At 65.1% G+C, this 22845-nt stretch carries 20 protein-coding genes; 11 read left to right on the plus strand and 9 right to left on the minus strand.

The genetic code is table 11. From position 1 onward, the window contains the following. Positions 1-14 precede the first annotated feature (14 nt). From HU751_RS03545 to HU751_RS03565, 5 genes are all read right to left on the minus strand, one after another. Positions 15-2789 carry a malto-oligosyltrehalose synthase gene (locus HU751_RS03545; protein ID WP_186732627.1) on the minus strand — a complete coding sequence of 925 codons (2775 nt, stop codon included), beginning with the start codon at positions 2787-2789 and terminating at the stop codon, positions 15-17. Continuing rightward, the gene (malQ, locus tag HU751_RS03550; RefSeq protein WP_186732626.1) at positions 2786-4855 is read right to left on the minus strand and encodes a 4-alpha-glucanotransferase; all 2070 of its coding nucleotides are present in this window, start codon (positions 4853-4855) and stop codon (positions 2786-2788) included. The genes HU751_RS03545 and malQ overlap by 4 nt, the downstream gene beginning before the upstream one ends. Beyond that, positions 4852-6594, minus strand: a complete 1743-nt coding sequence (treZ, locus tag HU751_RS03555) for a malto-oligosyltrehalose trehalohydrolase (protein WP_186732625.1) — start codon at positions 6592-6594, stop codon at positions 4852-4854. The genes malQ and treZ overlap by 4 nt, the downstream gene beginning before the upstream one ends. Positions 6595-6608: 14 nt before the next feature. Then, positions 6609-8168 carry a glycogen synthase GlgA gene (gene glgA, locus HU751_RS03560; RefSeq protein ID WP_186732624.1) on the minus strand — a complete coding sequence of 520 codons (1560 nt, stop codon included), beginning with the start codon at positions 8166-8168 and terminating at the stop codon, positions 6609-6611. A gap of 492 nt (positions 8169-8660) precedes the next feature. Continuing rightward, positions 8661-8828, minus strand: coding sequence for a DUF6026 family protein (locus tag HU751_RS03565; protein WP_220037411.1), 168 nt, complete (start codon positions 8826-8828; stop codon positions 8661-8663). A gap of 160 nt (positions 8829-8988) precedes the next feature. On the opposite strand from HU751_RS03565, the gene gnd reads away from it, so the two are divergent. Continuing rightward, positions 8989-10008: a phosphogluconate dehydrogenase (NAD(+)-dependent, decarboxylating) gene (gnd, locus tag HU751_RS03570; protein ID WP_256206016.1), complete on the plus strand. Its 1020-nt coding sequence runs from the start codon at positions 8989-8991 to the stop codon at positions 10006-10008. Further along, complete coding sequence (gene zwf, locus HU751_RS03575; RefSeq protein ID WP_186732623.1) at positions 10009-11502, plus strand: glucose-6-phosphate dehydrogenase; 1494 nt, start codon at positions 10009-10011, stop codon at positions 11500-11502. It abuts the gene before it with no gap. A 60-nt stretch (positions 11503-11562) separates the two neighbouring features. Here the strand turns inward: zwf and HU751_RS03580 are convergent, their stop codons facing one another. Both HU751_RS03580 and HU751_RS03585 read right to left on the minus strand, forming a co-directional pair. Further along, positions 11563-12612, minus strand: coding sequence for a 3-oxoacyl-[acyl-carrier-protein] synthase III C-terminal domain-containing protein (locus HU751_RS03580; protein WP_186732622.1), 1050 nt, complete (start codon positions 12610-12612; stop codon positions 11563-11565). Between the two features lie 602 nt (positions 12613-13214). Next, positions 13215-14291 (minus strand): type I restriction endonuclease, encoded by a 1077-nt coding sequence (locus tag HU751_RS03585; RefSeq protein ID WP_186732621.1) that lies wholly within the window; start codon positions 14289-14291, stop codon positions 13215-13217. A gap of 458 nt (positions 14292-14749) precedes the next feature. Between HU751_RS03585 and HU751_RS03590 the strand changes: the two genes are divergently transcribed. The 3 genes from HU751_RS03590 (at position 14750) to HU751_RS03600 (ending at position 15986) form a co-directional block, all read left to right on the plus strand. After that, positions 14750-15037, plus strand: a complete 288-nt coding sequence (locus HU751_RS03590) for a hypothetical protein (RefSeq protein WP_186732620.1) — start codon at positions 14750-14752, stop codon at positions 15035-15037. A gap of 237 nt (positions 15038-15274) precedes the next feature. After that, positions 15275-15484, plus strand: coding sequence for a DUF1737 domain-containing protein (locus HU751_RS03595; protein WP_186732619.1), 210 nt, complete (start codon positions 15275-15277; stop codon positions 15482-15484). Positions 15485-15488: 4 nt separating this feature from the next. Continuing rightward, on the plus strand, positions 15489-15986 hold the full coding sequence (locus HU751_RS03600; RefSeq protein ID WP_186732618.1) for a GNAT family N-acetyltransferase: 498 nt from the start codon (positions 15489-15491) through the stop codon (positions 15984-15986). Here the strand turns inward: HU751_RS03600 and HU751_RS03605 are convergent. Next, entirely contained in the window at positions 15925-16326 is a 402-nt protein-coding gene (locus tag HU751_RS03605) for a hypothetical protein (RefSeq protein WP_186732617.1), read from the minus strand. The two genes, HU751_RS03600 and HU751_RS03605, sit on opposite strands and share 62 nt — an antisense overlap. Before the next feature lie 257 nt (positions 16327-16583). Between HU751_RS03605 and HU751_RS03610 the strand changes: the two genes are divergently transcribed. The 3 genes from HU751_RS03610 (at position 16584) to HU751_RS03620 (ending at position 18833) form a co-directional block, all read left to right on the plus strand. Next, the gene (locus tag HU751_RS03610; protein WP_186732616.1) at positions 16584-16862 is read left to right on the plus strand and encodes a type II toxin-antitoxin system RelE/ParE family toxin; all 279 of its coding nucleotides are present in this window, start codon (positions 16584-16586) and stop codon (positions 16860-16862) included. Positions 16863-16877: 15 nt separating this feature from the next. Beyond that, complete coding sequence (locus tag HU751_RS03615) at positions 16878-17165, plus strand: HigA family addiction module antitoxin (RefSeq protein ID WP_186732615.1); 288 nt, start codon at positions 16878-16880, stop codon at positions 17163-17165. Between the two features lie 63 nt (positions 17166-17228). Beyond that, the gene (locus HU751_RS03620) at positions 17229-18833 is read left to right on the plus strand and encodes a mechanosensitive ion channel family protein (RefSeq protein ID WP_186732614.1); all 1605 of its coding nucleotides are present in this window, start codon (positions 17229-17231) and stop codon (positions 18831-18833) included. 48 nt (positions 18834-18881) lie between these two features. On the opposite strand, the gene glpT is transcribed toward HU751_RS03620, so the two are convergent. Continuing rightward, complete coding sequence (gene glpT / locus HU751_RS03625; protein WP_186732613.1) at positions 18882-20234, minus strand: glycerol-3-phosphate transporter; 1353 nt, start codon at positions 20232-20234, stop codon at positions 18882-18884. 224 nt (positions 20235-20458) lie between these two features. On the opposite strand from glpT, the gene HU751_RS03630 reads away from it, so the two are divergent. The 3 genes from HU751_RS03630 (at position 20459) to HU751_RS03640 (ending at position 22804) form a co-directional block, all read left to right on the plus strand. Beyond that, positions 20459-21499, plus strand: coding sequence for a helix-turn-helix domain-containing protein (locus HU751_RS03630; RefSeq protein ID WP_186732612.1), 1041 nt, complete (start codon positions 20459-20461; stop codon positions 21497-21499). A gap of 196 nt (positions 21500-21695) precedes the next feature. Then, positions 21696-22184, plus strand: coding sequence for a DUF2589 domain-containing protein (locus tag HU751_RS03635; RefSeq protein ID WP_050706451.1), 489 nt, complete (start codon positions 21696-21698; stop codon positions 22182-22184). A gap of 11 nt (positions 22185-22195) precedes the next feature. Continuing rightward, a complete protein-coding gene (locus HU751_RS03640; protein WP_050706450.1) occupies positions 22196-22804 on the plus strand; it encodes a DUF2589 domain-containing protein in 609 nt (202 codons plus the stop codon). The last annotated feature ends 41 nt before the right edge of the window (positions 22805-22845 follow it).

Raw genomic sequence — 22845 nt, forward strand, 5'->3', positions numbered from 1 at the left:
GCTCCTGAATGCAGTTAGGCATGTTCAATCAACACATTGACCGGAAACTCCATCAGCACGGTGCTCAACATCAGCTCCCTTGAAGGGGTGACAGCACCGCCGCCGAAAAGTCCCGAGCAGTTGGCAGGCGACAAGGCAAACGGCAGGACAAGCCGGGTATCGTCCCAGTTCTGTGCCGGGATCAACGGGGTGGCGGCCGGACCCAGCAGGGTGCTGGCCAGCCGCGGTACGACGATGATGGCGCGGGTGTCCTCGCCCAGGCGGGCGAAGGCCAGCACCTTGTCGGCATGGCGCCCGCGCACGGCAAGCGGCAGGTAGGCGCCACGCTGGAACAGTTCGGGGTGGGCCTGGCGGGCGTCCAGCACCCGGGCCACCAGGGCCTGCTTGAGGCGGCCGTCGCGCCAGTGGGCGAGCAGCTCGGCCAGGGGCGTGGCATCGTCCAGGCTGGCCCGTCTTGCAGGGTAGTCCACCGGGCGGCGGTTGTCCGGGTCGACCAGCGACAGGTCCCAGTATTCGTTGCCCTGGTACAGGTCCGGCACGCCGGGCGTGGTCATGCGCAACAGGCACTGCACCAGGCCGTTCAAGGCGCCGGGGCAGGCCAGGCGGCGCGCTGCTTCGTGCAGGGACTGACGCAATTGCTGGTTCTCGTCGTCCAGCAGCAGGCCGTCGACATAGGCCGCGCAGGCCTGCTCGTAGCGTTCGTTCGGCGCGGCCCAGCTGCTGCGCAGCTTGGCTTCACGCAGGGCCTTGCGCTGCCATTGGCGGATGCGTTCGGCATAGGCGCGCAGGGCCGGTGTGTCATGCAGGTCGAGGGACAGCGGCCAGCTGCCGAGCAGGGTCTGCAATAGCAGCAGTTCGTCAGCGGGGCTGGGGGCCTCGCCGTCGTCCAGCGCTTCGCGCAGCGGCGCGGCCAGCTCGCGCCAGTGCTCGACGCGGCTGGCCAGCCAGGGGCCGTGCTCGCTGAGTACGGCCAAGCGCGCCCGGCAGTCCTCGCCGCGCTTGTGGTCGTGGGTGGCGGTGGCCAGCAGGTTGTCGGGGAAGTCGCGCAGGCGGCGCTGGGCCTCGTTGTGGAACCAGGCCGGCGCGGCGCTGAAGCGCTCGGCGTCGAAGCCCACATCGTTGCGCGACAGCAGGCGGGCCGAACGATAGAACGCGGTGTCCTCGACGGCCTTGGCGGCGCTGGGCGCGGTCAGTTGCTGGAAACGCACGCAGGCATGGCGCAGGTGCTTGCGCGGTCGGCCCGGCGGCAGGCGGCGCCACGGCTGGCCACCGAGCCAGCGCTCGAGCTGCTCGAGCAGCGGCCAGTCGGCTTCGCCCAGCGACTGTCGCGCCCCGGCCAGCGCCTGCTGGAAAAACGCCTCGTCCTCGGCGGGGCGGCCACAGGCGTTGATGTAGGTGCGATACACCGGGTAATGCTCGACCAGCGCCTGCAGCGCCCGGCGAATGGCACCGAGGGTGAGGTCGCGGGTCATCAGGTCGTCGCGGGCCACTTGCAGCAGCGACTGGGCCACCGACTCGCAGTCGCCGGCCAGGCTGGCGTTGAGCACCAGATGGCGGGCAGTGCGCACCTCCTCGGCGAATTCAGGGCGCTCACTGATGGCGCTCCACAGCTCGCCCAGCGGCCCCTCGCCGGCGGGGTCGTGCTGCAGCAGCGACACCTGGTTCATGAACTCGTAGCCGGTGGTGCCGTCGGTGCGCCAGTCGCGGTGCAGGTGCTCGTCGGCGCCGAGGATCTTCTCCACATAGATTGGGAAGTGCGCCAGCGCGGCCTCCAGCGGCCGTCGCGCCAGCAAGCGGTCGACCCGGCGGCGCAGGTTGCGGCAGTAGCGGCGCGGGTCGGCCAGGCCGTCGATATGGTCGATGCGCAGGCCGTCCACCAGGCCACGTTCGATCAGCTCGAACAGCTTGGCATGGGTGGCCTCGAACACCACCGCGCGCTCCACGCGCAGGCCGCCGAGTTCGTTGATGTCGAAGAAGCGCCGCCAGTTGATGTCGTCGGCGGCGGTGCGCCAGCTGGCCAGGCGGTAGGTCTGCCGTTCGAGCAGCAGGTGCAGGCGCTTGAAGCCGGCCTCGGTGCGGCTGTCGAAGGCGCCGAGGGCCGATTGCAGGTCCGCGCCGGCGGCGCCCAGGCGCGCCAGCTCGTGGTGCAGGGGCAGGGCCGCGGCCAGTGGATCGTCGGCCTCGCCAAGGGCACTGAAGTGCGCGGCCAGTGCTTGCAAGCGTGGGTCCTCGGCCTGGCCGAGGATGCGCCCATAGTCCAGCGGGCAGATCGGGAAGCGATGTTCATGGTGGGCCACCTCGAAACGCCCCTGTGGCGCGTCGAAGGTCAGCGGGATCTCGCCGTTCTGCAGGGCCGCGCCGTAGTCGCTGCCGAGAAACGGCAGCAACAGCTGCCCGGCCAGCAACGGGTCGCTGGAGTGCCACTGGATATCGAAGAATTCCGCATAGGGGCTGCGCCGGCCCCAGGCCAGCAGGCTCTGCCACCAGGGATTGTCGGCGCCGCCCACGGCCATGTGGTTGGACACGGTGTCGAGGATCAGCCCCATGCCGTGCTGGCGCAGGGCGGCCACCAGGCGTTCGAGCGCCGCCTCGCCGCCGAGCTCGGGGTTGACCCGGGTCGGGTCGACCACGTCGTAGCCATGCCGGGAGCCGGCGCGGGCGGTGAGGATCGGCGAGGCGTACAGGTGGCTGATGCCAAGGCGGGCGAAGTAGGGCACCAGCGGCACCGCGTCATCCAGGGTGAATTCGCTGTGCAGCTGCAGGCGCAGGGTCGCGGTCAAGGGTTTCATCGATCACGCTCCCAGGCCTGTTCGCGGGCCTGGGCCAGCAGCTCCAGGCGGCGGGCGGCATCCTCGTCGTCGAGCAGGTCGCGTACCGGCGCCTGGAAGCGCCGGCGCCAGTTGGGGTGGCCTTCGGTGGTACCGGGCAGGTTGGCCTGCTCGTCGCTGCCCAGCAGGTCCTCCAGCGGCACCAGCACCAGCGGCGCGCGGGTATGGCCAACATAGCGGATCGCCGCGTCGATCAGCGCGTCGTCGCCGCGCAGTGGCCCGTAGTTCTGCTCCAGGGTGCGGCGCAGGCCGTCGCGCTCCAGGGCCCGGGTGTGGCGCCAGTGCAGTTCGGTGGCGGCGTCGATCAGTTGCAGGCGATGGCTCCAGTCGATGTCGCGACCCACCAGCCAGCCGGCCAGGGGCGCCAGGTCGTGGGTGCCGGTGGTGGCCAGGGCGTTGTCCGGCCAGTCGAGGATCGGCTTGAACTGCCCGGGCGCGGCCTGCTCGAACGGCAGCACGCGCATGCCCAGCACGGCCTTGTCGGCCAGGCGTTCGCGCAGGCCCTCGGGCACGGTGCCCAGGTCCTCGCCGAGGATGATCGCCTGGTGCCGCGCCGATTCCAGTGCCAGCAGGCGCAGCAGGTCGTCCAGCGGATAGTCCAGGTAGGCGCCTTCACTGGGTTTGGCACCGCGGGGGATCAGCCACAGCCGGCGCAGTCCCATCACATGGTCGATACGCAGGCCGCCAGCATGGGCCAGGTTGGCCCGCAGCATCTCGATGAAGGCGCGGTAGCCGTTGCGCCGGAGGCCCTCGGGGGAGAAGGCGCAGATGCCCCAGTCCTGGCCGGAGCGGTTGAGAATGTCCGGCGGCGCGCCGACCTTGAGCTCTGCCAGCAGTTCGTCCTGGCGGCTCCAGGCCTGGCTGCCGGCGCCGTCGGCCCCCACCGCCAGGTCGGCGATCAGGCCCACCGCCATGCCGTTGCCGCGCGCCGCGTCCTGGGCACGTTGCAGGCTGCGTTCGGTCAGCCACTGGCAGAAGGCGTGGAACTCGACCCGTGCCGGGTAGGCGTTGGCGAAGGCCTCGACCTCGGGGTGATAGGGGTCGTGCCAGGCCTTGGGCCAGCGGCGCCAGTCGGCGCCCAGGCCCGTACTGACCGCCTCGGCCTGCAGCACTTCGAAGCGGCAATGGTGCTCCAGCTGCTCGCCGGCGCTGGCGCGGAAACTGTCGAAGTCCTGGCGAAGCGGATGCTCGCCCTGGCTGAACTGCCGGTAGAGCGCCTCGAGCAGGCGCAGGCGGGCATCGGCGGCCCGGGGCCAGTCCACCAGCGCCTGTTGTTCCAGCGTGTCGAGGCTCCCCTGCAGGTCGCAGGCCTCGATGGCCATGCGCACCTCGCGCTCGCCAAAGACGACACCGGGGCTGGCGTAGAGCACGTTGCGCAGCAGCCGGCTGGAGGGCGAGTAGGGGCTGAAGTGGTGCTGGTCGAACGCCGACAGGGTGTGGATCGGGCTGATCGCCAGGGCATCGGCGCCGCGCTCGGCGGCATTGCGCGCCAGTTGTTCCAGGGCCAGGCAGTCGCCGTAGCCGCCATCACCTGGGCGGCGCAGGCTGTACAGCTGCGCCGCGATGCCCCAGCAGCGCGGCGGTTGCTGCTCGAGGCGGTCCTCCAGGGCATGGCAGCGCGGCGGCGCCACGGCCACGCTGAAGCTGCGGCCATCGATGTCCACGCGGTGGTAGCCCAGCGGCAGCTCGCCCGGCAGGCGCGCCTGGGCGTCCAGGGCCAGGTTGCGCTGGCTGCCGTCCTCCAGTGTGCAATGTGCCTGGCAGTCGGCGCTGAAATAGCGCTGCAGGTCCAGGGGCTGGCCGACATCGACGGTCAGCAGCGGCGGCAGGTGTTCGCTGTCCTCGGCCTGCTCGACGGCGCGCAGGCTGGCGGCGATGGCGGCGGCATCGCCGGCCGGGTGGCCGAGGCCTGCGAGCACCCGGCGCAATACCTCGTCGCTGACCTGCTGCGGGCGGTTGTTGGCGTCGATCCAGTCGCGGGCCAGGCCGACCCGCGCGGCCAGGCGGTGGAGGGGCTGTTCGCTCATGGCGTCTCCTGGTCGGGGGGCAGCAGGCTGACCACGCAGCTGTGCGCGGCAAGGGTCGAGTCGGGGTGGGCGTTGTCGCTGCTGTCGTACAGGCGCCGTTGCAGGGCGGGCAGCGCGACCGGCTGGGGCTGGGCGGCGAGGTTGAGGTCGATGCGCAGCTCGCAGCCGTTGCCCAGGCGCCAGCGGGCAGTCAGCGCCTGGTCGCCGAGTACCTCGGCGCCGAGGGCGCGGGTGCCGGGCAGGTGCGCGATGACATGGCGCCGGCGCAGGTCGAGCAGTTGCTGGTACAGGCCGTGCCAGCCGGCCAACACATCCTGGTGCCGGGGCCGGGACGAGGCGAAGGTCGCCTCGGCATTTGGGTCGGGGATCTGTTCGCGCTTGTGCGGGTCGGCAAATGCGTCGAAATGGGCAAACTCGCCGCGCCGTCCCTCACGTACCGCGTCGGCCAGCTCATCGTGAAAATCGGTGAAGAACAGAAACGGCTCGCGGCTGCCGTCGTCGTCGCCCATGAACAGCAGGGGGATCATCGGTGCCAGCAGCAACAGCGCGGTGGCAGCGCGCAGGGCCGGCGGCGGGCAGAGGCGGGTGAGGCGTTCGCCCAGGGCGCGGTTGCCGACCTGGTCGTGATTCTGCAGAAACAGCACGAAGGCGCTCGGTGGCAAGTGGCCGCTGGGCTCGCCCCGGGGCGTGCCGTGGCGGTCGGGCTGGCCCTGGAACACGAAGCCTTCGGCCAGGCAGCGGGCCAGCTGGTCGATCGGCCGGTCCTTGTAGTCGGCGTAGTAGCCTTCGGTCTCGCCGGTCAGCAGCACATGCAGGGCGTTGTGGCCGTCGTCGTTCCACTGCGCGTCGAAGCCCTGTTGCAGCAGCGCGGCCTGGTTGTGCTCGTTTTCCAGCACCAGCCACACCTGCCGCCCGGGCTCGACGGTGGCGCGCACCCGCTGCGCCAGCTCGACGAGAAAGTCCGGTTGGTCGATGGCGTGCACCGCGTCCAGGCGCAGGCCGTCGCAGCGGTAGTCGCACAGCCACATCAACGCGTTCTGGATGAAGTACTCGCGCACCTCGGCGCGGCGAAAATCGATGGCCGCGCCCCAGGGCGTCTGCCGGTCGTCGCGGAAAAACGGGCTGGCGTAGCGGGGCAGGTAGTTGCCGTCGGGGCCGAAGTGGTTGTAGACCACGTCCACCAGCACCATCAGACCGTGGCCATGGGCCTGGTCGACCAGGCCGCACAGCGCCAGCGGCGTGCCGTAGCTGTGCTGCGGGGCGAACGGCAGCACGCCGTCGTAGCCCCAGTTGCGCGCGCCGGGGAACTGCCCCAGGGGCATCAGTTCGATGGCGCTGATGCCCAGCTCGGCCAGGCGCGGCAGCACCTTGGCCACGCCGTCGTAGCCGCCGAGCAGGCCCACGTGCAGCTCCTGGATCACCGCCTCGTGCCAGGGCCGGCCCTGCCACGGGTGCCGCCACGGATAAGCGCCGAGATCCACCAGCGCGCTGGGGCCGTGCACGCCCTCGGGCTGATAGCGCGACGCCGGGTCGGGCACCTGCAGCTCATCGTCGATGCAATAGTGGTATTGCTCGCCCGCCTGGCAGGGACCGACACCGGTGTACCAGCCATCGCCGTCGGGCCGCAGCGCCAGGGGCGGCCGCTGCCCGATGGTCACGCTCACGCTGCGCGCATCCGGCGCCCAGAGGGCGAAGCGCGCCGACGTGGCGTCCAGCAACTGTGCGCCATGCTTGTGCATCGCCGCCTCTCCGCTCAGTAGTGGGCGTGCTGCGCCTGCCTGACCAGGTCTTCGTACAGCCGGGCGTAGGGCTCCACTGCCTGGCACCAGTTGAACGGCTGGGTCATCGACAGGCAACGCATGGCGTTCAGCAGGTTCTTCTTGCCGTAAACATAGAAGGCGCGGGCCAGGGCCTCGCGGTAGCTGTCGACGGTCGAATCGTCGAACAGGAATCCGGTGACACCGTTGTCGATGGTGTCGGCCAGCCCGCCGGTGTTGCGCGCCACCGGCAGCGAGCCGAAGCGCTGGGCGTACATCTGGCTCAGGCCGCAGGGCTCGTAGCGCGACGGCATCAGCAGGAAATCGGAGCCTGCGAACATGCGCCGGGCGTCGGTCTCGTTGAAGCCGATGCGCACGCCGATACGGCCCGGATGCCGCAGGGCCAGCTCGCGCATGGCCTGTTCCTCCTCGGGTTCGCCACGGCCGATGATGGCGATCTGACCGCCCTGCTGGACGATGTAGTCGGCCACCCCCAGGGTCAGGTCCAGGCCTTTCTGGTAGACCAGCCGCGACACCACGGCGAACAGCGGCCCGTCCGACGGCTCCAGTTCGAACAGCTCGCGCACCTGCTGGGCGTTGCGCGCCTTGCCGGCCCAGTCGTTGAGGCTGAAGTTGTGGTGCAGGTGCTGGTCGGTGGCCGAGTCCCAGCTTTCGTCGATGCCGTTGGGGATGCCGCCGAGCAGCCCTTGCTGGGCCTTGCTGGCGAGGAAACCGTCCAGGCCGCAGCCGAACTCGGGGGTGGTGATCTCCCGGGCGTAGGTGGCGCTGACCGTGGTGATGTGGCTGGAGTAGGCCAGCCCGGCCTTGAGGAACGACAGCTTGCCGTAGAACTCCATGCCTTCCTGCTGCATGGCGTGGTCGGGGATCGCCAGCTCCGGGCTGCAGCCGCGGCTGTACACGCCCTGGTAGGCCAGGTTGTGGATGGTGAACAGGGTCGGCGTGCTCAGGCCGCGCCAGTGCATGTAGGCCGGGGCCAGCCCGGCCGGCCAGTCGTGGGCATGCACCAGGTCGGGGCGCCAGTGGGCCATGCCTTCGCCGGCGGCGATTTCCGCCGCCGCCAGGCCCAGGCGGGCGAAGCGGATATGGTTGTCGGGCCAGTCGCGGCCGTTGTTGGCGCCGTAGGGCGTGCCGTCGCGCTGGTACAGCTCGGGGCAGATCAGCACGTAGATCACCAGGCCGTCGGCCAGGTCCATGCGGCCGATCTTGCACGGTGGCAGGGCCGCGTGGCCGCCCAGTTCGCCGACGATATGGATGGGGTTGTCGCTTTCCATCACCTGGCGGTAACCAGGGATCAATACCCGCACGTCGTGCAGGTGCGCCAGGGCGCGGGGCAGGGCGGAGGACACGTCGCCCAGGCCGCCGGTCTTGACCAGGTCGGCGATCTCCGAGGTGACGAACAGGATCTTGCGCTTGTTCGGATTGTGCTGGCGCTGGGCGCCGGGTGCCTTGGCTGTCGGGGCGAGCGCCGATGGCAGCGGCTCGCGGCTATCCGGATTGAATGACTCTACGTGAGGTTCGACAGCGGCACTGATCATACTTCTCTCCGTCCCTTGTTCTGGTGTGTGCTTAACGTTGGCTCGTGGGTGTGCTCTCTGATCGTTGTTGCATCTTCGTAGTGCGGTCCTTGCCTCAGATTCGTGCGCGCAGGCACGGCACGTTCGGCATTCCGGCCGAAAGACGTATGGACTGGTTGGGGTGGGCGGGCCTGACGTGAGGAAGTCCTTTTGCGTCGGCCCACTTAAGTCCTGACCTGCCCGTGTTTTGCAAAGTTCGACTTTTTTACGTCACTTTTTTATGAGCAAAACGCGGGCCGAAACTGGAGTGTAGGAGACGAAATGCGAGAAAAGTGACCCGTTGGTCATTTTTCTCGGGGACGTTTGCCCGCGCAAACGTTGGCGAGTTGTTGCAAAATATGAGGGTCGCAGCGCAACGCAACGGGTTCGACCCGCGGCGGGCGCGATACGGCAACAAGAAAGGGCGTCAGCGAGAGGGTGGGAGCCAGGGCGCTCCCACACGGGATGGGTGAATCAGAGACCGGCGGCCTTGCCTTGCACGCGGGCCTGCTCCAGCAGCAGGTTCAGCTGGGCGACCTGCTGGCGCAGCTGGTCACGTTCGTCCTTCAACTGGCGCAGCTCGTCGCGGCGCACGGTGACGTAGAGGGTCTGGGTGGGAGTGGCTGGCATCAGGGTACCCATGGCACACCTCGCATGGCTGGTGACAATTTGAAGCGTAGTCGCTTCGCGCGGCGCGCATTCTGAATTCTTCGCAGGCCCTTGGGAACTTTTTTGTTTATCGTTGTCGCCCCGTTCGTCGGTGAACCCTACGCCAGAACGCTGGACTAATCTGAAATCGTCAATTGTTGTAAAGCAAAACCAACGGGAGCGTCGTCACATGCAACTGGGAATCATCGGGCTTGGCCGCATGGGCGGCAATATCGCAAGGCGCCTGATGCGCGCAGGTCACAGCACTGTGGTCCACGATCGCAACCGCGAAGCCATCACCACCCTGGAAGGCGAAGGTGCCGTGGGCGCCCACGACCTGGGTGCGCTGGTGCAGAAACTCAAGGCGCCGCGGGCAGTGTGGGTCATGCTGCCGGCGGGCGAAATCACCGAGCAGACCATCGCCCAGCTGGCCGACCTGCTCGAGCCGGGCGACGCCATCATCGATGGCGGCAACACCTTCTACAAGGACGACGTGCGTCGCGCCGCCGAACTGGGCAAGCGTGGCCTGCACTACCTCGACGTCGGCACCTCCGGCGGCGTGTGGGGCCTGGACCGTGGCTACTGCATGATGATCGGCGGCGAGAAGGCGGTGTTCGAGCGCCTGGAGCCGCTGTTCAAGGCCCTCGCCCCGGGCGTCGGCGACATTCCGCGCACCCAGGGCCGCAGCGGCGAGCACGAGCGCGCCGAGCACGGCTACATCCACGCCGGCCCGCCCGGTGCCGGCCACTACGTGAAGATGGTGCACAACGGCATCGAGTACGGCCTGATGCAGGCCTACGCCGAAGGCTTCGACCTGCTGCGCAGCAAGGGCGGCCCGGAACTGCCGGAGGACCAGCGCTTCGACCTGAATGTGGCCGAGATCGCCGAAGTGTGGCGCCGCGGCAGCGTGGTCACCTCCTGGCTGCTGGACCTGACCGCCGACGCGCTGGTCGCCGACCCGCAACTGACCGAATTCAGTGGCTCGGTGTCCGACAGCGGCGAAGGCCGCTGGACCATCGACGCCGCCGTCGAGCAAGCGGTGCCGGTGCCGGTGCTGTCCAGCGCGCTGTTCGCCCGTTTCCGCTCGCGCCAGCAGCAGGGCACCTACGGTGACAAGATCCTCTCCGCCATGCGCCTGGGCTTTGGCGGCCACGTCGAGAAGAAGAAGGACTGAATGAGCAAATCGACCATCCCCGCTGCGCCGCCGTGCACCCTGTTCCTGTTCGGCGCCAGCGGCGACCTGGTCAAGCGCCTGCTGATGCCGGCGCTGTACAACCTCAGCCGTGACGGCCTGCTCGATCGCAACATGCGCATCGTCGGGGTCGACCACAACGCCGCCACGGCCGAGGCGTTCGCCGAGCGCCTGCATGCCTTCATGGCCGAGCGCGACGCCGGCAAGTGCCTGGACGAAAAACTGTGGGCACGCCTGGCCAAGCGCCTGGACTACCAGACCGGCGATTTCCTCGATCCGCAGACCTACCAGGCCCTGGCCCGGCGCATCGACAAGACGCGCCACGGCAATGCCATCTTTTACCTGGCCACCTCGCCACGTTTCTTCCCCGAGGTGGCCCAGCGCCTGGGCGATGCCGGCCTGCTCGACGAGTCGGGCGGGGGCTTTCGCCGGGTAGTGGTGGAAAAGCCCTTCGGCACTGACCTGGCCAGCGCCGAGGCACTCAACGCCCGCCTGCTCAAGGTGATGAACGAGCGGCAGATCTATCGCATCGACCATTACCTGGGCAAGGAGACCGTCCAGAACATCCTGGTCAGCCGTTTCTCCAACGGCCTGTTCGAATCGTTCTGGAACAATCATTACATCGACCACGTGCAGATCACCGCCGCCGAGACCGTCGGCGTCGAGACGCGCGGGGCGTTCTACGACAACACCGGCGCCCTGCGCGACATGGTGCCCAACCACCTGTTCCAGTTGCTGGCCATGGTCGCCATGGAGCCGCCGGCGGCCTTCGGCGCCGACGCCGTGCGCGGTGAAAAGGCCAAGGTGATCGGCGCCATCCGCCCCTGGTCGCAGAAGATGGCCCTGCGCAATTCCGTACGTGGCCAGTACAGCGCCGGCAAGCAGGGCCGCAAGCAGCTCCCCGGCTACCGCGAGGAGGCCAACGTCGCCCCGCACAGCCAGACCGAGACCTACGTCGCCCTCAAGGTGATGATCGACAACTGGCGCTGGGCCGGGGTGCCGTTCTACCTGCGCACCGGCAAGCGCATGAGCGTGCGCGACACCGAGATCGCCATCTGCTTCAAGCCGGCGCCCTACGCGCAGTTCCGCGAAAGCGAGCTGGAGCGGCCCAAGCCCAACTACCTGAAGATCCAGATCCAGCCCAACGAAGGCATGTGGTTCGACCTGCAGGCCAAGCGCCCGGGGCCGGAGCTGGTGATGGAGAATGTCGAGATGGGCTTCGCCTACAAGGACTTCTTCAAGATGACCCCGGCGACCGGTTACGAGACGCTGATCTACGACTGTCTCACCGGTGACCAGACCCTGTTCCAGCGTGCCGACAACATCGAGAACGGCTGGCGCGCGGTGCAACCGTTCCTCGATGCCTGGGCGGCCGAGGGCGGCGAAGTGCACGGGTATGCGGCGGGGGAGGATGGCCCCGAGGCCGGCGACGAGCTGCTGGCGCGGGACAAGCGCGAGTGGCACACGCTGGGGTGACGCCAGCGGGGATAGCGACCTGCCGCCGTTGCAGCACGGCGGCAGGTCTTCAGAGCAGCCCTACAAGGTAAACGACAGCGCCGAGAACACCATCCCGCCACTGCCCGCCCAGCCCATGCAGAACTGGCCTGGCTCGGCTTCGCCGCGGCTCATGGCATCAAAGATACCGAAGGGAATCGACGCGGTAATGATGTTGCCGGTCTTGTGCCCGACGTGATGCAACTTGTGATCGACGCCGATCATCTGGCCAATGTGTTCCCACATCTTTGGCGAGCCGGTATGGATGAACACCTTGTGCACGTCGTCCGCAGTGAGCTTCTGCAGGTTGAAGACTTTGATCGCTTCGTTGCGCCCGTCTTCATGGAGGGCGGCGGCATAGGAGTTGAACTGGTACTGGCCACCGGTAGGCTCGATCTTGGCGATATCGGCCTCGTTGCAGAACAGCTTCCAGTCCGGCAAGGAGATCGTCGACAAGTCACTCAGGTCGGGCCTATTGATATAGGAGAACTTGAAGTTCCCCGGTGCCTCGTTACTCAGGATGGTGACGACGGCGGCCTCGCCAATGGTGAAGCTCGGGAACTTGTAGGCCAGTTCGGCCGGCGACTGCAACGAGAAGTTCTTGGGCATCACCGGCCCGCCTTCCGACATGCCGAACTCCATGTTGACGATGGCGGCGTAGCGGATCTCACCGGCTTGCATCTTGCTGTTGATGACGTCCATGGCCGTCACCCAGCCGTTGCAGGCATCGACCACATCGAAGTTGCGGCAGTTCAGGCCCAGCGCCTTGGCGATGAAGGTGCTGTTGGCCGGCTCGATGAAGCCGCGGGTGACGTTGGGATAGATCAACAGGTCCAGGTCGGCCTTGCTGATATTGGCCTGGGCCAGCGCCGCGTCGAACGCCGCTTCCATCAGTGCCATCGGCGTCTCGTCAGCCGCCAGCCAATGGCGGGTGTCGCTGCCGCTTTTTTCCAGCAACTTGCCGATGGTCTTCAAGGTTTTCGGCAAGTCCTCCTGGAAGGTGTCCCTGGAGTGTTGTTCGACCAGGTTGATGACGTCCTGGTTGGTGACTTGGCGTGACGGCAGTATTGCGGAAAGCCCGACGATCTTCATATAACGTCCTTGTTGAGGGGGTTGATCCTGCGCGGTATGTGCGCATGAGTGGAGGCGTGCTCATCCTTGTAAGCAGCCATTGGCCTGATGCTTGCCAGTCAAGCGAAAGGGGGCCGCTCTGCGGCCTTTCGCCGGCAAGCCGGCTCCCACAGGGCGCGTGCATTCCCTGAGCCTGCGCTGTATCCGTGGGAGCCGGCTTGCCGGCGATGGGCTGCGTAGCAGCCCCGGTGACGCCAACTGACCGACCTATTTCTAGCACAGGGCATTTGCGAACCCATGTCGTGGATCAATGTTCCTGCGCCTCGCCAGCGGCATGCGCTCAATCACAACCAAAGTGCCGGCGGCAGAGTCGTCAAGTTGTCATCGAGGCTAAGTAAGGGGCAACCCGTGGCCACGCCCAAGTGGCGAGAGTTGAGTGGGAGCGGGCTTGCCCCGCGATGAACGCCAGGAGCCTCTGCGTAATGCGCTGAGGGACGTTCATCGCTTCCAATACATCTGATCGAAGCTTATGCCTTTGCGGGATCGGGCGAGGTGCAGTTGACGCAGAGAAGGTGAGGTTGCCTTCGCCCTGGCTGCACTCCAAAGGCGAGGGCGGCTTGTCTTTAATCGTAGTAGCCCACAGTGTCCCTTAACTGATCAGCGAATTCGTAGATATCGTCTAATGAGTTAATGGGGTGGCGTGTCTCATTTTTATCTTTGTCGAAAATACCGATGTATTTTTGTGAACGGTTGAAGTGAAGCCGGGTGATCGGTTTCCGGTTGTTGTCGTCTAGTAGAATCCCGAAATAACTCTGCGTATCTCGGTGGATGACACGTTTGGAGTCCACAGTGGTACGGACAATAGCTTTGACTATGTGGAAACCTTCCAGCTCATCCATTGTGGTTTGAATGCGATCTTCTGCGCTATCCGAGGACTCGCTCTGCGTTTCGGTAACAACCTTTTCAGCAGGGGTTGGGTAAGAAACACCACTCATGGCTGACTTCAGGCGATCGTTGATCTGGTCATTCAAAAATTGAGAGGCTGCCTTGCGAGTCAGCAAACTGAACTGCTCTCTTACTTTTTGAGTGATGACACCATCGTAGACGCGTGAGGCGAAGAATTTTATGAAGTCATCGTCAGGTTGGCTGAATTGTGACGCGATGACCCGTTTGATCTGTCCGACGTACTTGAGCTCTCCTGCCGCATTAATTATTGAGTCAACGTCGAAGGCTGATTTTGTAAGTTTCTGCAGCTCCGGGATAACGTGCTCATCAATATCAAGAAGGTCGATTTCCAAAAATGGCTTTTCATCCATTTTGTTCGGTGCGTCAAGGTCTGTGAAGAAGCGGTAATGCCGCCCATTCGTCAGTATTGAAATTCTGGCCGTTGTGACGTGGAAGTAACGGAACAATTGGCTCGCATGGTTGATGTTGAGGGGCTCGCCTATTTTCTTCGTTTCGATGAGGATCTGTATTTCACCATCTTTCAAGATGGCGTAATCAATTTTCTCACCCTTCTTTGTGCCCACGTCACAGACGTATTCTGGAACAACTTCGGACGGATCGAAAACGTCGTAGCCCAGGACGGAGTGGATAAAGGGCATGATGAATGCCGTTTTAGTAGCTTCTTCAGTTTGAATGCTCGAAGCCAGTTGGTTGACCTTGGCGGCCATCGCGTTGAGACGTTCTACAAATTCCATTTGCGCTCCAGTGCGTGCTCGCCCATCCGGGCGGTAGAGGCAAGACGCTACTATGGTGGATCAGCTTGCCGCTACTGTCGTTTCATCCATGCTGGATACCCGAACAGGCAGGTGAAAGCACAATTTAGCTGCCTGAAAGTTAATCCTAAATCCGCAGAACGATCAGATTTTCCTCATTGCTTGTAGTCCATTTCCGAATCATCCTTTTGCCCCTCCTCAGCCATTGCTACGGTTTTCTCAGCAATCTAGGCTCCTTCGGTCGTTGCCAATTCAACGACCAGGTCTGCAAGCCTGTGTGTGATAGGAAGCCTAGCGCTAACCGCTATGCCGCCGGCGTATGTCTGTGGCTGATTTATGGCGGTTGTGTGTGGGTGGCCCTCGGGCCAGCCGGGTTTTCTCCTATTGCCCCGGTCTTGCAGCCCTGCACACGACCGCCACCATTACTTGCAAGGTAGTGAATGGCGGCATCTTCCAAGCAAAGGGAGCAGTGCCATGTTGAAGATCGTCCCGATCCACCGCCATCCAATCCTTCCCCTCATCACCTTGAAGACACCCTGATCCAGGCCGCGGAATATGTGCGTTGCGCCCTGATCGTGGCCCATCAGTCGGTGCTGGCCTTACATCCGCATTCGCTCGGTGCAACGCTGGCGCTGACGGCGGTGCACGAGATGGAAACCGTGCGCGCGCTGCTGGACTCCGCGTTAACGCAGGTACAGGTGCCAGTTCAGGCGCAGACACACCATTGAGTTTGCGCATCTCGCGTGGAATGCAGTGCTTGAAGTGGGCATGTCTGGCGATGATTGACGTTGGCTGCGTGGGTGGCTGCGCCGGTATCGCGGGCTTGTCCCGCGATACCGGCGCAGCCGGTGCCATCCTTATGGAGCATGCCCGCTCAAATCCCACCGAGGCGAATCGACACGCTAGCTATGGCATGATGCCCGGCCCCGCACGCGATAGACGCCTGCCATGAAAGGATTACTCAGATGCCCTCGACCCCACCCAACGGCCTGCCGGTCTATCGCCTGATCACCGGCAGGGACGACGCCAGTTTCTGCCAGCGTATTTCCGAGATCCTGGCCTTGGGCTATCAGCTTTATGGTTCGCCCAGCGTGACCTTCGATAGCAGCAAGGGATATGTAGTGGCTGCGCAGGCGGTATTGTGGCCAGTCCATGGCGCCGCCTTTCAAGGATGACACGATGCGCACTGTCGTCACCCTGCGTCCGGCCCGTGTCGAAGATGCTGGCGAAATAGCAGGGTTGGTCGCTGAAGCGTACAGCCCCTACATCGCACGAATCGGTCGTAAGCCGGCCCCCATGCTGGATGACTATGCGCAGGTCGTGCGTGACGACGATGTGTTCGTGGCCATGCAGGCCAGGCGTATTGCTGGCGTTGTTGTTGTACGCCGTGAAAAGGGCGACCTGCTGCTGGTGAACGTTGCCGTACGAGCTGCATGCAAGGGGCGAGGTATCGGTCGACACTTGCTCGATTTTGCCGAGGCCCACGCACGTGCAGCAGGGTGTGCGGCGATCAGGCTCTACACCCATGAGCGGATGACGGAGAACATCGGGATCTATCAGAAGCTCGGCTACCGCGAAACCCATCGCGCAGAGGTGGATGGTTTCTCCCGGGTATTCATGTGCAAACCGTTGGCGGTGAGCGCTCGGCGTCCAGCCGACCCTGGCTGTGATAGTTGAGAAAGTCGCCCATCGCCTCGGTGATTGCCGATTGTGCGGCGATACGCCAGAACACCCGTTTGCCGAGAACGGGTTCCAAATAGCTGATCAGCGCCTGCGCCGCATTATGGTTGCCTGACTCCAGCCAGTGACGGAGCAATGCTGCGTTTTCCTGTCGGGAAAGTCTGGCGCCTTGTGTCAGCAACAGGGCGTAGCGGGTATTGGTAGACCACAGGCCCTTCAGAAAGGTGATGCGCTCCGCGCTGGAGAGTGTGGCGAGCCAGTTTCTGACCTGTTTGTCGATCGGCCCATTGCCAACGCACCTGGCCAGGTGCTCTGGGGTGAAGGCTGGGGCGGTCATCTTGTCGCTCCTGAAGTCTTGCATCCATGTACAGAGGCCAGGTTGGCTATCACTGGAGTTGTCCTGTCTTTCTGAACGGCTGATCGTACGAGTATGGCGATGTCCTTCGATGCTTTACAGCCTTTGGCAGCTCTACGAAGCCGAGTGCGACATTTTTATTGGCAGGGTGTGACGCATAGCGTCACATATGATACTTTGTCATGTGTGACGTATGGGGTCACACTCGGGTTTTGTCGCATGGAACGGATGCGTGCCCCATGATTATCAGCTTTCGCCACAAAGGCCTGCGGCTCTTCCACGAAACGGGCAATGCTCGCGGCATTCAGGTTGCCCATGTCCAGCGATTGCGGCGGCAGTTGCAGTTCCTCGACAGTGCGGTGGTCGCCGAGGACATGAGTGTGCCTGGCTGGCAGTTGCACCCGCTCAAAGGAGAGCGGCTCGGTTTCTGGTCGATAAGCGTGTCCGGCAATTGGCGCCTGGTGTTCCGTTTCACAGGCTGTGATGTCGAACTGCTCGACTATCTCGACTACCACTGATCAAGGGGCCAAATCATGGCTATGCACAACCCGCCTCACCCCGGCGAAACCCTGCGTGAAGATGTCCTGCCCACGCTGGGCCTGACGGTAAAGGCATTCGCCGAGCACCTGGGCTTTTCCCGGGAGGCGCTGTCCCGGGTCCTTCATGGCCGTGCGGCGGTTTCTCCGGACCTGGCGGTACGCCTGGAAATGGCCGGCATCAGCACGGCGCGGCTGTGGTTGACGATCCAGGTGGACTACGACATCTGGCAGGCCCGCCAGCGCCAGCAACCGGTGATCAAGCGGCTTCACCAGGCAGCCTGAAGCCCCTGCAAGGAGCAGCTACGCTTGCGTGCTATAGGTCACGCAAGGCCGGGGAGCTGCCTGATGAAACGCCTGTACTACCTGCTGTTGTCGCTGCTGTTGCTGATACCCGCCGCCATGGCCGACGACGCCGATGGCACAGCACCTGTCGCGGCGCAGCTGACGGTGGCCAACCGCACGGTCTTCACCTTCCACGCCAGCGTGCTCGGCGAACCCCCGACAGTGCGTGCGCAGCGCGCCCGGGCGGTGGTCGACGAGGCCCTGCGCGGTGCCGAGGGGCTGCAGGTGCGGGTCGATCCGATGATGGACAGCCAATTGGTCCTGATCGGTGACCGGCGCGCCTTCATCGTTGCCCCGCAGGACTTGCCGGGCGGCTCGGGCGATACCCGGGCGGCCGCCGAACAGGCCGCCGTGGTGCTGCGCCAGGTGGTGGACGAAACCGGCGAGGCGCGCAGCCTGCATTTCCTGTTCGTGGCCCTGGGCTACTCGCTGCTGGCCACGCTGATCTACCTCGCGCTGCTCAAGGGCTCTCATGTTGCCCGGCGCAAGCTCACTGGCCTCTTGCCCAGGCTGATGCGCAACCGCGCCTACCAGCTCAAGGTGGGGCAACTGCCGCTGTTCGACATGCAGTACGTCTATGCCCTGGTCGACCGCTTGCTGCGCCTGTTCTACTGGCTGCTGGTGGCGCTGTTCAGCTACCAGTGGCTGAGCTTCGTGCTGTCGCGCTTCCCCTACACCCGTCCTTGGGGCGAGAGCCTCAACCTGCACCTGCTCGAACTGCTGCGCTACCTGCTCGACGGGATCGTCCATGCCATCCCGGGCATCGCCGTGGCGATCACCATCTTCTTCATCGCCCGTGGCATCAGCAGCTTCAGTCGCCGCCTGCTGGAGCGCCTGGCGCGCCCCGGCAGCGTGCCCTGGCTGACCGGCGAGACCCTGCAACCGACCACGCGCCTGACCTCCCTGGCCATCTGGCTGTTCGCCCTGGTGATGGCCTACCCGTACCTGCCGGGCTCGGGTACCGATGCGTTCAAGGGCTTGTCGGTGCTGCTGGGGCTGATGATTTCCCTGGGCGCCTCCAGCGTGGTCGGTCAGGCGGCGGCGGGGCTGATCCTCACCTATTCGCGCACACTCAAGGCCGGCGAATACGTGCGGGTGGGCGAGCATGAGGGGACGGTGACCGAGGTGGGGATGTTCAACACCACCATCCGCACCGGGCTGGGGGAAGTGCTGACCTTGCCCAACTCGATGATCACCGGCTCCGTGACCCGCAACTATTCACGGGTGGTGCAGGGGCCGGGCTATATCGTCGATACCGTGGTCACCATCGGCTACGACACGCCCTGGCGCCAGGTGGAGGCGATGCTGACCGAGGCGGCGCGGCGCACCGACGGCATCCTCGCCAGCCCCAGGCCGCAGGTGTTCCAGACCGGGCTGTCGGACTTCTACCCGGAATACCGCCTGGTCGCCCAGGCGGTGCCGAGCGAGCCGAGGCCGCGGGCGGAGCTGCTGAGCCTGCTGCACGCCAATATCCAGGATGTGTTCAACGAATACGGCGTGCAGATCATGTCGCCGCATTACCTGGGCGACCCGGCACAGGAGAAGTGGGTGCCGCCCGAGCGCTGGTACAGCGCGCCGGCACGGGCGCCGGATGCGCCTGGGGAGTGAGACCAGCGGCGCAGTTACAAAAGGCGCCGCCGATTCAGGGTTTGGCTATCAGGCCACCGCCTCGCGATTGGCACTTGCCGCCTTGGTGTGCCAAAGGGTCGGCACCATGAACGCGATCGCCAGCACGCACGCGCTCACCAGCAGCACGAAGCCGCCGTCCCAGCCGAAGTGGTCGACGGTGTAGCCCATCGCCGCGCTGGCCGCGACCGAGCCGCCCAGGTAGCCGAACAGGCCAGTGAAGCCGGCCGCGGTGCCGGCGGCTTTCTTCGGCGCCAGCTCCAGCGCCTGCAGGCCGATCAGCATCACCGGTCCGTAGATCAGGAAGCCGATGGAGAACAGCGCGATCATGTCGACGGTCGGATTGCCCGGTGGGTTGAGCCAGTACACCAGGGTGGCGACGGTCACCAGGGCCATGAACACGATACCGGTCAGGCCGCGGTTGCCGCGGAAGATCTTGTCGGACATCCAGCCGCACAGCAGGGTGCCGGGGATGCCGGCCCACTCATAGAAGAAGTAGGCCCACGAGGTGGTGTCGACGCTGAAGTGCTTGGCTTCCTTCAGGTAGGTCGGCGCCCAGTCGAGCACGCCGTAGCGCAGCAGGTAGACGAACACGTTGGCCAGGGCGATGTACCACAGCAGTTTGTTGCGCAGCACGTACTCGACGAAGATCTGCTTGGCGCTGAACTCCTGCTCGTGGCTTTCGTCGTAGCCTTCCGGGTAGTCGTTCTTGTACTGCTCGACCGGCGGCAGGCCGACCGATTGCGGGGTGTCGCGCATGGTGGCGAAGGCGAACACGGCCACCAGCACCGCCACGGCGGCGGGCACGTAGAAGGCGGCGTGCCAGTCGTTGGTCCAGCCCAGGCCCAGCAGGAACAGCGGGCCGATCAGGCCGCCACCGACGTTGTGGGCGACGTTCCATACCGAAACCACGCCACCGCGTTCCTTCTGCGACCACCAGTGCACCATGGTCCGCCCGCTCGGCGGCCAGCCCATGCCCTGGGCCCAGCCGTTGATGAACAGCAGCACGAACATGATCGTCACGCTGGACGTGGCCCAATGCGCGAAACCGAAAATGAACATCACCCCGGCCGAGATCAGCAGGCCGAAAGGTAGGAAGTAGCGCGGGTTGGAGCGGTCCGAGACCAGGCCCATGAGGAACTTGGACAGGCCGTAGGCGATGGCGATGGCGGAAATCGCCACGCCCAGCTGGCCACGGGTGTAGCCCTCTTCCTCGATCAGGTAGGGCATGGCCAGGGAGAAGTTCTTGCGCAGCAGGTAGTAGCCGGCATAGCCGAAGAAGATCCCGGCGAAGATTTGCCAGCGCAGGCGGCGATAGGTGCTGTCGACGCGCTCGTCGGGCAGCGGCGCCTGGTGCGCGGCAGGGCGGAAGAAGGCAAACATGTGAAGCTCCCAACTTGTTATAGGTATGCGAAAACGAATTTTACATTTTCGTTACAGAAAAAATATCTGTTTCGCGGGGAGCAGGTGTTGTTTTGTGAAAATTGCCGTGTTTCTCGACGACAGGTTGATGGCAGATACCTGACACGAATAATGGCAAATGGCTACAAGCTGATCGGAAGTGAACCACTTTTCCGGCTCGACTATGGATAGAAGAGCCGAAACACATGGATATTCACGTAACGCAAGCCGAGCGCACCAGCACCGCCCCCCGTGACACGCAACTGCCCATCCTGCACATCACTACGGACCACTTCCGTGCCTGGCGCCTGGCGGCCGATGTGCTGTTCAGCACGGCGGCCAGCACAGGCGATGCCTTCGCTGTCTCGCTCGAGGTCTTTCATTTCCAGCGATTCTTGTTGTGCCGTGGTTACCTGGAGGGCGCCCGCTATGACCGTGACGCGCACCGTCTGGGCGGCTGCGACCTCGATCACTATGTGCTGCACCTGCCGCTGCAGCGTGGCCTGGCCGCTGGCAATGGCATACGCGTACGGGCGCGGGATGTGGTGGTGCTGGACCTGACACAGCCGGCGGCTTTTGCCATGGCCGGCGGCGAAGGCCTGAGCCTGGTGATACCCCGTACCGCGCTGGCGCACCCCACATGGCAGTTGCATGGCCTGCGCCTGGGGCGGGAGAGCACGATGGGGCGCCTGCTCGCCAGCCTGCTTTTGTCGCTCGCCACGGCCGCGCCACAACTGACCCAGGAGCAATTGGTACATCTTGGCCAGCCGCTGGTGGGGGTGATCGGTGCCTGCCTGATCAGCGCGGCAGCCTGCAGCCAGGTCAAGGCCATGCCCACACAGGGCGACCTCGGTCGCCGGGCACGCAGTTACATCGAGCGCAATTTGCAGCGCAACGACCTTACCCCGACGCTGCTGGCCAAGGCCATGGGAACCTCGCGCAGTCAGTTGTATCGGGCATTCGAGCGATTCGGCGGGGTGCGCCACTACCTGCTGCAACGGCGCCTGCGCCGCTACCTGCAGGCGTTGGGCGAGCCCGGCAATGCCGGGCGGCGCATCGGCGACCTGGCCTATGACCATGGCTTCACTGACGAGGCGCACTTGCGCAAGGTGTTCCGCAAGGCCTTCGGCCTGTCTCCCCGCGCGGCGCGTACCGCCTTGCAGCGGGGCGAGCTGGCCTGCGCGGATGCGCGGGTTGGCGAGCCGCCCTCGATGGCGCGTTGGCTACGCGAGTTGGCCAGTCATTGATTCGGGACGGCTGACCCTGTTTTCGGGACGCACGCCCCCGGACACCCCCCGGGCCCATCCGTAATCTGGGCTCACCTGGTAACCCAACCATCCATCCAACCCGGTGCCGTCGTCAGGGCCTGAACCCTGCAACGCGTGGGGCATACCGAAGCCACCCGGACGGCATCGGCACCGCATGAGACAAGGAGCGTCGGTCGTGGCGAATCAATCCCTCCATCACCTCATCCAGAGCATCGCCGGCGCGGTCGCCGAGGCGCAGGACAAGATCCAGCGCTTCCAGGTATCGACCGTGCGCCAGTACTTCGACGAGGACAACCGGCCGGTCAGCATCGATGTGCGCCTGCCGTCCCATTCGCCCGAGGCGAGGGACGGCGAGGAGCGCGTGGTACGGGTCCCGCTGCTGTCGCTGGTGGGGGCGCGGCTGATGGCCGTGAAGGACATGGAAATCTCGTTCGAGGTAGGGCTGAACGCCGATGACGGTTCGGCCGCGAACGTCGGCCCGGCGACTGCCGGTGATGACGACTCGGGCTGGCCGAGCGAGACCCACAAGGCTCTGAACGTCGACCTGGGCGTTCGCCGCAATGGTGAAGGCGGGCCGCTGGCGCGCGTCACCCTCAAAGTCGAAACCCAGCCCCCTTCGGAGGGGATGGCTCGGCTGCTGCAAAACCTCGATAAATTGATCTAGGAGAAACTGAAATGGCTAACTTCTCGATGGGTGACCAGTTCCGCGGCCTGCCTATGGGCGACCTGATCGGCGGTCCTCTCACAGCCGCTTGCGACGCCCAGGTCCGCCTGGCCAATGCCACCGCCGACTTCATCAAGGTGATCGGCTTCCTGCCTGACCCCAACAACCCGACTGACCCCAACGCGGTGGGGGATGTGCGCACGGTCAGCTTCCGCTTCGACCGTCCGTCCACCAGCAAGCCCGACGACGGCACCATCCCGATGGAACGGGTGGAGCTCGAAGTCCCGTTGCTGGCGGTGGTCAAGGTGCCGAACCTGTCGATCAACAAGGTCGACATCACCTTCGACATGGAGGTGAAGAACTCCGAGCAATCGCGCGAAGCCACCGACGCCCAGGCGGCGATGTCGGCGGAGGCCAGCGTGGGCTGGGGGCCGTTCAGCGCCAAGGTCAACATCTCCGGCTCGGTGTCCTCGCACAAGGAGAACACCCGCTCGACCGACCAGTCGGCCAAGTATCACGTCGAGGTCCACGCGGCCGACGACGGTATGCCGGAAGGGCTGGCCCGGGTGCTGGACATGATCTCGCAGTCGGTCGCGCCCAAAGCCATCACCCAGCAGTAAGCGGTGATCGGCCCAACGCCAGCCCTGTGGGCGTGTGAGCG

Source organism: Pseudomonas peradeniyensis (genome assembly GCF_014268935.2).
GTDB lineage: Bacteria > Pseudomonadota > Gammaproteobacteria > Pseudomonadales > Pseudomonadaceae > Aquipseudomonas > Aquipseudomonas peradeniyensis.